Genomic DNA, 12,756 nt, shown 5'->3' on the forward strand with positions numbered 1-12,756 from the left:
AGACCGGCGGGCAAGGCAAAAGCGCAAGGGTTGCCCGGGTGAAATAGCGCAGGATGCGGGAATTCCAAGGGCCAGATGCGCCTTTTCAGGCAGTGCATAGGGCATTTGCTTATTTTCCCATCAGGAATGTGTCTTTCTTGCCAGTGGTTGTAATGCCCCGGCTGGACGCGGCCCCCTGGCCGAGGTTGACAAATGCCGGCATTCCCGCCGGACTGCGGCACATGGCGACCGTAATAGACACCAAGATTCACCCCCCGCACCTTCGGTCGACGCTTTTGCGCCGCGAGGCGGCCCTTGCGCTGATGGATCAGGCGCTGGCGCATCCGCTGACGGTCCTGCGCGCGCCGGCAGGGTTTGGAAAATCGACATTGGTGGCGCAATGGGGCGCCGGGCTTGAGGAGACGGGTTTCGCCTGGCTTTCGCTGGATCCGATGGCCGACAGCGGCAGGTCGTTCATCCTGCATCTGATCCGCGCGGTCGGGCGCGCCTTGCCCGCGCCCGATATGGCGCTGCAAAACCTCACCACCTCGGAATCCCTGTCTGCGACCGGCGCGCTGGCGGCCCTTGTGGCGGCAATTCTGGCAGCGGGGCGACCGCTGGTGCTTGTGCTTGATGACCTTCACCGCCTGACCTCTGCCGAAGCGCTCGCCTTCCTGCAATCGCTGATCGACCACGCGCCCGCCCGGCTCCATATCGTGCTGATCTCGCGCAGCGATCCGCCTTTGCATCTGGCGCATCTGCGGGCACGCGGCCAGATGGTCCGCATCCCCGACAGCGCCCTGCGCTTCTCGCGGGCCGAGGCGGCGGATTTCCTGCATGAGAGCCTCGGGCTCACGATGGAGCCCGCAGAGCTGACGACGCTCCATTCCCGGACCGAGGGCTGGATCGCGGCGCTGCAACTCGCCGGTCTCGCGATGCATGAGGAAGGTGACCGACCCGGCTTTCTGGCGCGGTTTTCCGGCGCAGGCGGTGATATCGCCGCCTTTCTGGGCCAGGAGGTGCTGTCGCGCCTACCCGCCGATATGATGGATTTCCTCAGCCGCAGCGCGGTCCTGGAATGGTTCGATGCCGATCTGGCTGCGCGGGTGACCGGGCATCAGGATGCGGCGGCGATGATCCGGCGGATCGACCAGGCGAACCTGTTCCTTGTCGCGCTGACGCCCTCGCGCACGACCTTCCGCTACCATCACCTCTTTGCCGATCTCTTGCGCAGCCTGCCTTGCACCGCCGAACTGGCCCCGGATCTGAACCGCGCCGCCGCCGACTGCCTTTCCGCGCGCGGCCTGGAAATTGACGCCGTGCATTATGCCCTTGCGGCCGGAGATACGCTGCGCGCGGCCGAACTGGTCGAGACCTGCTGCATGGCGGCGGTCAAGCTCGGCCAGATCACCCGGCTGCGCGCCTGGCTGGAACGGCTGCCGCCGGGGGTGAATGACAGCCGCCCGCGTCTGTTGCTGGCCCAGGCCTGGGTCTATTTCCATTCCAGCGCGCCGCGCCGGGCGCTGACCTGCGTGCGCGCCGCCCGCGATCTCCTGCGCCAGATGCAGTCTGACGCAGCTTTGCCGCGCGAGGCCCATGCCGCGCTCTGGGCCGAGATGCAGGTGCTGGGGGTCGGCGCGCTTTCGGCCGGGGAACGCTCTGCCCGGGCGCGGCGGATGGCGCTGGCCTTATTGCCCGGCCTGCCACGTCAGGAGCATTTCCTGCGCGGCACGCTGAACAATGTGCTTGGGTTTTGCGAATATTCGCTGGGCAGCCTTGGCCCCGCGCGCCTTGCCTGCAGCCGGGGCCGCGCGGCGCATGAACAGGCGGGATCGGTCTTCGGTATGGCCTATTCCGAGCTGATCCTCGGGCTGATCGAGAAATCCGCCGGCAATCTGCAAATCGCGCGGCAGCATTTCGCCTCTGGCGCCGGGATGGCGCGCGAGGCGCTTGGCGCGGGATCTTATGCCGAGGCGATGGCGGCGGTTTTCCAGGCCGAACTGGCCTATGAAAGCGATGATCTCGACGCAGCCACGCGACATCTGGCCGACCATCGCGGCGAGATGGAGGCTTTTGGCCTGGTGGTCCATGAGATGACGGTGCGCCTGTCTGCCGCACGCCTTTCGGCGGCGCGGGGCGAGACGGCAGCCGCAATCGCGATCCTTTCCGAGGCAGAGGTTTCCGGCACCCGCAACCATTACCGCCGGCTGGTCGCATCGGCGCTGAATGACCATTTCCGGCTCTTGCTGGCCGGGGGTAATGCGGCGCTGGCGCGGGGGGTGCTGCTGGCACGCGGCGTCAGCGAAGACAGCAGTGAGAGCCCTGGCGCGCCTTCGACCGCGCATGAGATGGAACAGATCGCGCTTTCCAGGGTTCTGATCGCCGAAGGCAATCCCGCCGCCGCGCATGAGCGCCTGACCGGCATCGTCGGGCGGCTGCGCTATTCGGGGCGGCTCAGACGGCTGGTGCAGGTTCAGGCGGTGAACGCAATCGCCGCGCTGAACGCCGGCGAGCGCATGGCGGCGCTGAATGCGATTTCCGAAGCGGTCGAGACCGCCTTTCGCCAGGGTGCGCTGCGCAGCCTGCTCGATGAGGGCGCGGCCCTTGCACGGGTGATCGACTGGGCAAGGCCGCGCATCCCGTCCTGGTCGCGCGATGTGGCGCTTTCCGCCTTTGTCACGGGCCTTCATTCCCGGCTGTCTCCCTTTGCAACTGCAACCGGGCCACAGGCTCAGGCCGCGCCACCGCTCCTGTCACCCAAAGAGGCCGAGGTCGCGGCGGCCTTGCAGGCCGGGGCTTCGAACCGCGAGATTTCCGAACAGCTTGCGATTTCGATGGATACGGTGAAATGGCATCTGAAGAATATTTTCTCCAAGCTCGGTGTCTCCAACCGCATCCAGGCCGTGCTGGCTTTGTCGGCCAGGGGAGACCGCCCGGGCCCCCACCCGAAAGGGTAGTGAAGATTTTTCGCCGCCCCCCACCCCTAAGGGAGGCGCGTCCCCTTTGACCCTCGCCTAGCCTCCTCCCCGCAAGACCTGAGAATCACTGGGCGGGAGAAACGCGCGATGACCACCGGCCTCGTGTCGCATGAGCTGTATCACTGGCATAATACCCAGAACTGGAACCTGGTTTTCCCGCCAGGCCTGACGGTGCAGCCCGGCGAACATGTCGAAAACCACGAGACCAAGCGGCGGATCCGCAATCTGCTCGAGGTCTCTGGCCTGCTGGATTACCTCGCGCCGATCAAACCGCGCCCCGCGACCGAGGATGAGATCGCCCGCTTTCACACCCGCGACCATATCGCGAAGATCAAAGCGATCAGCGAGGCGGGCTGGGGCGATGCCTCTTACCTTACGCCGCTTGGCGCCGGAAGTTTCGACATCGCGCTGCTGGCGGCGGGCGGCACGATTGCCGCGATGGATGCGGTGCTGACGGGCCAGGTGCAGAATGCCTATGCCCTGGTGCGCCCGCCTGGACATCATGCCGAGCGCAATATCGGCATGGGGTTCTGCCTTTTCGGCAATGTGCCGGTGGCGATCATGCATGCCCAGGCGACGCATGGTCTGGGCCGTGTCGCGACGGTCGACTGGGATGTCCATCACGGCAACGGCACCCAGGACGCGTTTTATGACAGCGGCGATGTGCTGACGATCTCGCTGCATCAGGACCGGCTTTACCCGACCCATTCCGGCCTGCATTCCGAGCGCGGCACCGGCAAGGGTGAGGGCTACAACCTCAATATCCCGCTGCCGCCGGGCTGCGGCAATGGCGCCTATATCGAGGCGTTCCGCCGTGTCGTCCTGCCCGCGCTTGAGCGTTACAGGCCCGATCTGATCGTGGTGCCCTCAGGGTTCGACGCCTGCGCGGTTGATCCGATGGGGCGGATGATGGTGACTTCGGAAGGCTATCGCCAGATGACCGCCATGCTGATGGAGGCCGCAGACCGGCTGTGCGGCGGGCGCCTCCTGATGTCGCATGAGGGCGGTTATTCGGCGATGTATGCCCCCTATTGCGGCCTTGCGGTGCTGGAAGAAATGAGCGGCATCCGCACCCATGTCACCGACCCCTGGGCCGAACATGCAGGCTGGGGCCAGCAGGAATTGCAGCCACATCAGGCCGCGATGATTGCCGGGGCGGCGGCACTGCTCGACGCGATCAAATAAAAACACATATAAAACAACAGGGAAATGATCATGAAAACGCTGAAACTGGCAGCCCCCAATGTGATCCCCGGGCGGCGGACTTTCCTCAAGGGCGTCGCGGGCTTTGGCGGCGCGGCGGGCGCGATGCTTGCCGGAATGAATGAGGGCGCCCGCGCGCAGGGAGCCGCGATCCCGGTCGGCCAGGCGGCCCCCCTGACGGATTTCGCTGCCGCTGACGGGGTCGAATTTCGCAACGGTCTGATCATGGCCTGTGATGAGATCAACGCGCCTTGGCGGCATTCTGGGCCGCCCGCTGGAGCCTCAGTTCGAAGACACAAGCAGATGGGCGATGCCACCAACGTCCAGGCCGTGCAGCGTCTGATCGACCGCTACGGCGTCCATGCGGTGATCAACGGCTATAATGTCGGCTCGGGCTCGGCGATCCCGATGTGATCGCCGACAGCGGCATCATCTATGTGCATTATGATGCGACGCTTGGCCATACGAGCCTCATTGAATCCGACCCCGAACGCTATTTCGGCTCCTTCCAGGGCTGTGCTGCGGAATACTGGTACGGGCCGGGTTTCCTCGATTTCTCAAATCGCTGGAAGCGAATAAGGAATTCACCCGTCGAACAACAAGATGGCGGTGATCCTTTCGCGGGCGTCTATGCCGCGAATATCGCCATGGCGTCAAGGAACGCGCCGCCGAATATGGCTGGGAGATTCCATGTTCGAGACGGTTTCCGTGCCGATCTCGAATGGGGGCCGACGCTCGCGAAACTGCGCGAAGACCCGCCGGCAGTGATCTGCATCACCCATTTCTTCCCCGCCGATCTGGCGCAGTTCATGGTGCAATTCGCACCCAACCCCACGAATTCGCTGATCTATATGCAATATGGCCCGATGGTCCCCCGCCTTCCGCGAGATTGCCGGCAAGGCATCGGAAGGGGTGATCTATGCAACCCTGGTGGGCGATCTTCAGGATGAGATCGGGCTGGATTTCGAGAAACGTTTCAAAGAGCGGTTCCGGCGAAACTGCGGGCCATAATTCCGGGGCGCAACCTTATGATGATGGCGTATCTCTGGGCCGTGGGCGCGGCGCTCGCAGGGGGAGCGGCGAGCCGATAATGCCGACCAGAACCGCCTGGTCGCCGACCGGATGCGGAACCTCCATCTATCGCGGCGTCTGTGGCACCACGCGGATGAACCCGGCCAACAACGCCGCGCGCGCCTTCCGACCGAGGTCAACGACCCCTCGCTCGGCATGCCGCATCAGTTCCTGCAGATCCAGGATGCGGCCGTGGGCGGTAAGCTGATCGCGCCCTGGCCCTATGCGACCGGCCCCTATGTGAAACCGTCCTGGCTGAAATGACGGAGCCCGCGACGATCCTCGCCTGCTGGGCGCTTGAAAGCCGTCAACGCGCTGGACTTCACGGTCCGGCGCGGCGAGGTGCTGGGGATCGCGGGCCGAATGGTGCGGGAAAGACCACGCTTTTCGACGTACTCTCCGGCCTCTCGCCGCGACGCCCGCCGGGCGGGTGCTGCTGGCTGGCAAAGAGATCACCGCTGACGCCCCCGACCGCATCTGTCATCAGGGCCTTGCACGAACCTTCCAGCTGAATGCGGCCTTTGATTCCATGTCATTGCGCGACAATGTGCGGCTGGCGGCGCAATTCGGGCGCCGCGCGCGGCGATGCCCGGGCTGCGGCTTTCACGCGCGACGCAGAGGCCGCCGATCAGGCGCTGGACTTCGTGGGGCTGACCCGCGCAGGGCAACACTCGCGGGCCAGGCGCCGGTGATCGACCGTAAACTGCTGATGATCGCCTCGGCTTTGGCGACCGATCCGAAGATCCTGCTGATGGATGAACCCGTCGGCGGCCTGACCCATGCCGAGACCGATGTGATCATGGATTGCGTCCGGAGGCTGAAGGCGCGCGGCGTGACAATCATCCTGATCGAGCATGTGATGCGCTTTCTCGTTGGCCTGTCCGAACGCGTGATGATCCTCCATCACGGTGAGAAAATTTTCGAAGGCCCGCCCGGCGGACTGGTCGAAGATGCCACTGTGGTTGATGTCTATCTCGGGGCCGGCGCCTCTGAACGCTTGCGCGGTCATCTCAACGGGGGCGCAGCATGAGCCTGTTGGAAATCAGCGGCCTTGAGGTCGCTTATGGTGTGCAGCGGGTGATAAGCGGCATTTCGCTGACGGTCAAAGAGGGCGAATTCGCGGCGCTGGTCGGCCCGAACGGGCATGGGAAAACCACGGTTCTGCGCGCGATTTCAGGCCTTGCCCGCGCACGCGCCGGAGAGATCCGCCTTGACGGCCAGTCGCTGACCCGCGCGCGGCCCGACCGCATCGTCGCGGCGGGCATCATCCATGTACCGCAGGGCGACCTGTTATTTCCGGGCATGTCGGTGCTCGATAATCTCAGGATGGGCGCCTACCTTCCCGAAGCCGCGCGCGACGAGGCGCGCCGCCTTGATGAGGTCTTTACGCTGCTGCCGAAACTGAGGGACCGTCAGGCCAGACCGCCTCTACCCTTTCAGGTGGTGAACGGCGCATGGTCGGGATCGGGCGCGGGCTGATGGCGGGCGGGCGGATCCTGATGCTTGATGAGCCCTCTCTCGGGCTTGCCCCATCGTGATTGACCAGATCTATGAACTGGTACAGGCGCTGGCGAAATCGGGGCGCACCATTCTGGTGGTCGAGGAAAACGCCATCCGCATCGCCGATATGGCCGACCGGATGCATCTTCTCGACAATGGCGTCCTTGCCTGGTCGGGCACGGGACAGGAATTCCTGTCATCGCCGGAAATCTTCGCCACATATCTGGGGGGCTGAGCCATGGATGTTGCAACCCAGATCCTGATTTCCGGCCTGACTTTGGGGCGGTTTATGCGGTCTCGACCATTGGTCTTGCGCTGATCTACGGCGCGCTGAACATGCTGAACATGGCACAAGGCGGTCTGCTGGCGCTTGGCGGCTATATCGCGATGTGGGCGATGCAGGCGATGGGCTGGCCGGCGCCGCTGGCCGCGCTGGCCGCAATGGCGGCGGGGGCGATCGCGGGCGGGCTGATCTTTGTCGCGGCCGCGCGGCCGATGCTGGGCGGCGAAGGATTCGAGACCCGTATCTTCATCGCCACCATCGGCATCGGGCTGATGCTGGAAAGCGCGATCCTCAAAACCTTTGGCCCGCAACCCCAGGCGCAGAGCCTGAAGCTGGAAGGCGGCATCATGCTCGGCCAGGTCAACCTGCCCTGGCAAAATGTGCTGATCTTTGTTACCGCCCTGCTGATGCTGGTGCTGGTGGCGGGAATGCTGAACCGCTCGCGCCTCGGGCGGGCGATCCGGGCGACCTCGATGAACCGCGATGCGGCGCAGCTGATGGGGGTGCCGATCCGCCGGATCTACCTGACGATCCTGATGCTGTCCGGCGCATTGGCAGCGCTGTCGGGGATCATGATTTCCTCAATGTCGGGGCTGTTGCCGAATATGGGGGCCGACCCGATGCTGAAAGCCTTTATCATCTGTGTCGTGGCGGGGTTGGGGAATGTGCCGGGTGCCGCGCTGACCGCCTTTGCCATCGGCATGCTAGAGGCAGTCATCCAATACATCTTCGGCGTGCAATATGCCTTCGCGATCCTTCTGTGCCTCGTGATCGCGGTGCTGATCTGGAGACCTCAGGGCGTCTTTGGCCATAAGGAAGTGGTGCGGCTATGATCCGGTCTCCTGTCAGACGCGATGTCGTGATTGCGCTGGTGCTGTTTCTTCTGATGCTGGCGGTGCCGCTTTTGACCGGCACCCGCTATGTGCTGACGCAGCTGACGGTGTTCTTCATATGGGCGGTGGTGGCGAGCCAGTGGAACCTTGTCCTCGGCGTTGCGGGGATCTTTTCACTGGCGCAGATGGCGCTCTTCGCGGTCGGCGCCTATGCCACTGCGATGCTGGCCTATTATATCGGGCTGATGCTGCCTGCGGCGATGCTGCTGGCGGCCCTGGTGACGGTTGGGGTCTCGCTGGTGATCGGCTTTGCCTGCCTGAGGCTGAAAGGCCCCTATGTGGCGCTGCTGACGCTGGCAATCGGCCAGGTCATGTACCTTCTGGTCGTGAATGACACCGCCTGTTTCACCACCCCCGCCTCGGGCTGCCTGCCTTTGTTCGGCGGCGCGCGCGGCTTTTCGCGGTTCGGGGATCTGGGCTTTCGCGATCTTTTCGGCTCGAAATGGTATGTCGGGCATTACTATACCGGGCTGGTGCTGCTGCTTGCCGCGCAGCTGTTCTGCATCGCGATCATCCATGGCCCGCTGGGACTGGTCTTTCGGGGCCTGCGCGACAATCCCGGCCTTGCGCTGGCACGCGGCGTCTCGCGGATGCGCTATCAGCTCTGGGTCTTCGGCCTTTCCGCCTTTTTCACCGGCCTTGCCGGCGCCTTTCATGCCGCGCATTTCGGCGTGGTCGGGCCAACCGCCTTCGCTTTTGCAATGCTGCTCTTCATCCTTGCGATGATCGTGGTCGGCGGGCTTGGCACAACATGGGGGCCCCTGATCGGGGCCGCGCTTCTGATGTGGGCCGATGAGGGGCTGCGCGAAGTGTCGGACTGGCGCGAGATCGGCATCGGGCTTGTGCTGGCGGGCTGCGTGATCCTTTTTCCCAAAGGGCTTGCCGGGATCCGGTTCAGGTTCAGCCAGGGGCGCGGTCAAAAACCGGATGCACCACCTGCGCCCCCGCCTCATACCAGCCCGGTCTGACCGTCCGGAGCCGGAAACATCACCACCCCCCATTGGCGGGCAATCCGGTGCGGGCAGCGGGGGCCGGTGAAGCACAGGCCCCCGCCATGGGTCGGGCAAAGGGAGCAGCCCGGCCGGGGAAAAGCGACCATATCCCGGGAGGTCAGATGGCCTGTGGCCGGAAATCCGCATCGCGCGCAGGCATCACATTGCGCAAAAGCGTGATGGATTTCTCGAGACCTTCGAGCGAATTCAGCAGCACATCCTCATGCTCGATTGAGAGCCAGCCATCATACCCTGCCATCTTCAGCCGATAGCAGAAGTGCCGCCACCATTCCTCGCCATGGCCGAAACCAAGCGTAATGTAAGACCAGCTGCGCGCCGGAATATCCATCAGACCGCCGTTTTCCAGCAGGCTGGTCGTGGCCTGTTTCGGCGCATTGAGGAAGGTATCCTTGGCATGGACATGAAAGATCGCCGGCCCGAGCGCCCCGGCTGCGGCCAGCGGGTTGGCCCCCATCCAGAACAGATGGCTCGGATCGAGATTAGCACCGATCACCGGCCCGACCGCCTCGCGCAGCTTCAGAAGCGAGGGCACGTTATAGACGCATTGATTGCCATGCATCTCGAGCGCGATCTGCGATACGCCCGAAGCCGTCGCCAGATCAGACATCTCGCACCAGAACGGGATCAGCTTTTCCTGCCATTGCCATTCGAGGATCTTTTGCGTCTCGGGCGGCCAGCTTGCCACCACCCAGTTCGGCATCAGATCCCCCTCGCGCCCGGCCGGAAGCCCCGACATGGTCACGATCTTCGTGATCCCCATATCGCCCGCGATACGGATCGTGTCGCGCAGGCATTCCGCCTGGTGCGGCTCGGTCGGATGCAGCGGATTGCCGTTTGCATTCAGGCAGATCAGCTCCAGCCCGCGATCTGCAAAGGCCTTCAGGAAGGCCTTTCGTGCGCCCGCATCGCGCGCCATCAGCGCAAGGTCGAAATGCGGCGCGGTCGACCAGCCGCCGGTATTGACCTCAAGCCCCGCGACACCGAGACGGGCCGCCGTCTCCAGCACGCCCTCAAAGCTGTCCCCGCCGAGGCTGTCCGTTACGAAACCAAGCTTCATGGTCAGTCTGTCCTTTTGCGGTAGAATTCCGGCTGCGCGATCATGTCGACGACAACCCGTCGCCCCTCTTTCAGCGCTCTCACCCCGGCCTCGGCAATCACCGAGGCGGCATATCCATCCCAGGCACTGGCCCCATCCGCCGGAAAGACCCCGCTGCGGACAAAGTCGATGAAAGCGCGGTTCTGGCGGCGATAGGCCTCGGCAAAGCGCGGGCGCCAGTCGGCGGCATAGGTGGTGACCTGTTGCAAGCCTCGGTCGATGCGCGAATGCAGCGGGGCAGAAAGCGAAACCGCACCTGTTTCCCCGACCAGCTCGCCGCGCACGTCATAGCCATAGGCGGCGTTGTTATTGACCTCGATGGTGACGACCTGCCCCTGATCCGTTTCCAGCACCATCACCACGGGGCCGACCTTGCCGCTCGCGAGGTGTGGCGAGAAGGCCGTCACGGCGACATAATCCGCTCCCAGCACGAAACGGGCCACGTCAAATTCATGCGGCGCGGAATTGGTGATCGCCATATCGGCAGTGAAACCGGCGGCCGGGTTTTCGACATTGCGGTGGAAATTATGCATCATCACCGCGCGCCCGATCAGCCCGTCGCAAAGCGCCGCGCGCATCTCCTGGTAAGACTGGTCAAAGCGGCGCATGAAGCCAAGCTGCACCCGCTGCACACCCCCGGCGATCTCAGCCTCCATCACCTGCAGGCATTCGACGGACAGAGGCGACAATGGTTTTTCGCACAGAACCGCCTTGCCGGCTTTCAGACAGGCCAGCGTCAGGGGCGCATGGGTGAAGTCGGGGCTGGCGATCAGCACCGCGTCAATATCCGGTCTTGCAATCAGCGCCCCGGGGTCGGTGCCGGCCTCTGCGCCGAAGCGGCCGGCAAGGGCGCGGGCGCGGGCCGGATCGGCATCGACGATCTGCCGCAGTTCAGCCCCCGCCAGATCCTCGGCGAAGATCTTTGCATGATCGGCGCCCATTACCCCCGCGCCGATGATCCCAATTCTTACAACCATCTGTGTCATTCCTACCGTTTCACAGCCCATTGCCGCAGCAGCCGGTCGCCAAGCGCCGCCGCCACCACGATCAGCCCCAGTGTGAGGATGAACCATTGCGGCCTGACCCCCATTACCACCAGATAGGACTGGATCGACGACAGCACGAATGCACCCATCAGCGCGCCCGGCAGCGACACCCGCCCGCCTGCCAGCAGACAACCGCCCAACACGCAGGAGGCAATCGCCTGCAACTCCATCAGCCGGCCCATCGAGCCATCGGCAAAGCCGAGCTTGCCGGCTTCGAGCCCTCCGGCGAGGCCCGCAAGCAGCCCGCAGATCACGAAGGCCGAGAATTTGATCCGGTCGACCCGGACGCCGCGTGAATGGGCACTTGCGGCCGAGCCGCCGACCGCCAGCAGTCGATTGCCGAAGGGCGTGGCGCGCAGCAGGATCATCAGGACGACGAGGCTTACCCCCAGCCAGATCAATCCGGTGTTGAAGCCAAGAATATCGCCGCCGCCAAAGAGCCAGTAGGTAAAGCCCCCGCGCGCCGCGTAGGGGATCGAGAAGGAAAATCCGTCGGTCAGTGCAATAGCGATGCCGCGAAATATCATCAGCGATCCGAGCGTGATGATCAGCGAAGGTGTGCCGGTTTTCGTGATCAGCCAGCCATTGAAAGCCCCGATCAGCCCGCCTGTCGTCACCGCCGCCAGCATCGCAATCGCCGGGTCGATCTTGAGCGCCAGCCACAGATAGACCAGCGCGCCCATGCCAAAGGTCGATCCGACCGAAATGTCGATCTCGCCGGTGCCGATCACCAGCGCCACGCCCAGGGTCATCAGACCGAGCGTCGCCGTAACCTGCAAAATCGTCGCGAAATTATAGAGATTGGCCCAGCGGCCATCGGAACTGGTGGCGAAGAACGCCACCAGAAGGCCCGCGATCAGGAAGATGCCGATCTCGGAATGACGCCGCACCAGGCGCTTGAATCCTTGCGCCGCCATCAGACGGTCTCCCGCTTTTCGACCTTGCGGCCGCCCTGGCGGATGACCTCCTCCAGCTCGTCGGCAGTCATGGCGCTGGTGGCGGCGTCTTCGATTTTCTCGCCGTTTTCCATGATGATGATGCGGTCAGCGAGCTTGTGGACCTGGAAAATGTCATGGGTGATATAGATCACCAGCAGCCCCTGTTCCTTGAGCGCGACGGCCAGTTCGTTGACATGTTCGCGTTCGCGCACCGAAAGGTGGTTCGTGGGCTCATCCATGATGACAACGCGGTTCTTGAATTCGACCGCGCGGCCGATTTTCACCGACTGGCGTTCCCCCCCTGAAAGCCGCTCGACCTCGTCATCGGCCGAGACATTGTCGCGCAATCCGAATTCACGGATCACTTTGGTCGACATCTCGCGCATCTTTTTGAAATCGAGGATCGGGATGCCGAAAATGCGGCGCACCGGTTCGCGGCCAAGGTAGAAATTGCGCGCGATGGAGAGGTTGTCGCAAAGGCCCACCGATTGCTGAATGGTCTCGATCCCCTGATCGATGGCGAGTTTGGGGTGGAATTTTTCGACCCGCTCGCCATTGAACCAGACCTCGCCCGAGGTGGGTTTATGGATGCCGCAAAGCACGCGGATCAGCGTGGTCTTGCCCGCGCCATTGTCACCCACAAGGCCGATCAGCTCGCCTGCGTTGAAATCGACCGAGACATTTTTCAGCGCGTGAAAGGCCCCGAAGTAAAGCTGGAGGTTTTTGACCTGGATCAGCGGAGTGCCGGACATGGGA

General features: G+C 63.8%; 15 protein-coding genes. 11 read left to right on the forward strand and 4 right to left on the reverse strand.

Annotated features, from left to right (window positions below; all coding sequences use genetic code 11):
* The first annotated feature begins 221 nt into the window (after positions 1-221).
* From QNO18_RS18195 to QNO18_RS18245, 11 genes are all read left to right on the forward strand, one after another.
* Positions 222-2,936 carry a LuxR C-terminal-related transcriptional regulator gene (locus QNO18_RS18195; protein ID WP_283178969.1) on the forward strand — a complete coding sequence of 905 codons (2,715 nt, stop codon included), beginning with the start codon at positions 222-224 and terminating at the stop codon, positions 2,934-2,936.
* Positions 2,937-3,044: 108 nt separating this feature from the next.
* Positions 3,045-4,142, forward strand: a complete 1,098-nt coding sequence (locus QNO18_RS18200) for a class II histone deacetylase (RefSeq protein ID WP_283178970.1) — start codon at positions 3,045-3,047, stop codon at positions 4,140-4,142.
* Between the two features lie 30 nt (positions 4,143-4,172).
* The gene (locus QNO18_RS18205; protein WP_283178971.1) at positions 4,173-4,574 is read left to right on the forward strand and encodes a hypothetical protein; all 402 of its coding nucleotides are present in this window, start codon (positions 4,173-4,175) and stop codon (positions 4,572-4,574) included.
* Positions 4,571-5,110, forward strand: a complete 540-nt coding sequence (locus tag QNO18_RS18210) for a hypothetical protein (RefSeq protein ID WP_283178972.1) — start codon at positions 4,571-4,573, stop codon at positions 5,108-5,110. Before QNO18_RS18205 ends, QNO18_RS18210 begins: the two co-directional genes overlap by 4 nt.
* A gap of 172 nt (positions 5,111-5,282) precedes the next feature.
* Positions 5,283-5,495, forward strand: a complete 213-nt coding sequence (locus QNO18_RS18215) for a hypothetical protein (protein ID WP_283178973.1) — start codon at positions 5,283-5,285, stop codon at positions 5,493-5,495.
* Positions 5,496-5,661: 166 nt separating this feature from the next.
* Complete coding sequence (locus QNO18_RS18220) at positions 5,662-6,261, forward strand: hypothetical protein (RefSeq protein ID WP_283178974.1); 600 nt, start codon at positions 5,662-5,664, stop codon at positions 6,259-6,261.
* Positions 6,258-6,710, forward strand: coding sequence for an ATP-binding cassette domain-containing protein (locus QNO18_RS18225; RefSeq protein ID WP_283178975.1), 453 nt, complete (start codon positions 6,258-6,260; stop codon positions 6,708-6,710). The genes QNO18_RS18220 and QNO18_RS18225 overlap by 4 nt, the downstream gene beginning before the upstream one ends.
* The gene (locus tag QNO18_RS18230) at positions 6,686-6,769 is read left to right on the forward strand and encodes a hypothetical protein (RefSeq protein ID WP_283179273.1); all 84 of its coding nucleotides are present in this window, start codon (positions 6,686-6,688) and stop codon (positions 6,767-6,769) included. The genes QNO18_RS18225 and QNO18_RS18230 overlap by 25 nt, the downstream gene beginning before the upstream one ends.
* A complete protein-coding gene (locus QNO18_RS18235) occupies positions 6,766-6,966 on the forward strand; it encodes a hypothetical protein (RefSeq protein WP_283178976.1) in 201 nt (66 codons plus the stop codon). The genes QNO18_RS18230 and QNO18_RS18235 overlap by 4 nt, the downstream gene beginning before the upstream one ends.
* 101 nt (positions 6,967-7,067) lie before the next feature.
* The gene (locus tag QNO18_RS18240) at positions 7,068-7,847 is read left to right on the forward strand and encodes a branched-chain amino acid ABC transporter permease (protein WP_283178977.1); all 780 of its coding nucleotides are present in this window, start codon (positions 7,068-7,070) and stop codon (positions 7,845-7,847) included.
* Positions 7,844-8,875: a branched-chain amino acid ABC transporter permease gene (locus QNO18_RS18245; RefSeq protein WP_283178978.1), complete on the forward strand. Its 1,032-nt coding sequence runs from the start codon at positions 7,844-7,846 to the stop codon at positions 8,873-8,875. The genes QNO18_RS18240 and QNO18_RS18245 overlap by 4 nt, the downstream gene beginning before the upstream one ends.
* A gap of 142 nt (positions 8,876-9,017) precedes the next feature.
* On the opposite strand, the gene QNO18_RS18250 is transcribed toward QNO18_RS18245, so the two are convergent.
* Genes QNO18_RS18250 through QNO18_RS18265 form a run of 4 tightly spaced genes read right to left on the reverse strand, consistent with a single transcriptional unit; the run spans position 9,018 to position 12,752 of the window.
* Positions 9,018-9,977 carry a sugar phosphate isomerase/epimerase gene (locus tag QNO18_RS18250; RefSeq protein WP_283178979.1) on the reverse strand — a complete coding sequence of 320 codons (960 nt, stop codon included), beginning with the start codon at positions 9,975-9,977 and terminating at the stop codon, positions 9,018-9,020.
* 2 nt (positions 9,978-9,979) lie between these two features.
* Positions 9,980-10,993, reverse strand: a complete 1,014-nt coding sequence (locus QNO18_RS18255; protein ID WP_283178980.1) for a Gfo/Idh/MocA family oxidoreductase — start codon at positions 10,991-10,993, stop codon at positions 9,980-9,982.
* Between the two features lie 11 nt (positions 10,994-11,004).
* Positions 11,005-11,979 carry an ABC transporter permease gene (locus tag QNO18_RS18260; RefSeq protein ID WP_283178981.1) on the reverse strand — a complete coding sequence of 325 codons (975 nt, stop codon included), beginning with the start codon at positions 11,977-11,979 and terminating at the stop codon, positions 11,005-11,007.
* On the reverse strand, positions 11,979-12,752 hold the full coding sequence (locus QNO18_RS18265; protein ID WP_283178982.1) for an ATP-binding cassette domain-containing protein: 774 nt from the start codon (positions 12,750-12,752) through the stop codon (positions 11,979-11,981). The genes QNO18_RS18260 and QNO18_RS18265 overlap by 1 nt, the downstream gene beginning before the upstream one ends.
* Positions 12,753-12,756: the final 4 nt, after the last annotated feature.

The sequence above is a fragment of the Gemmobacter sp. 24YEA27 genome (assembly GCF_030052995.1).
Classification (GTDB): Bacteria; Pseudomonadota; Alphaproteobacteria; order Rhodobacterales; family Rhodobacteraceae; genus Pseudogemmobacter.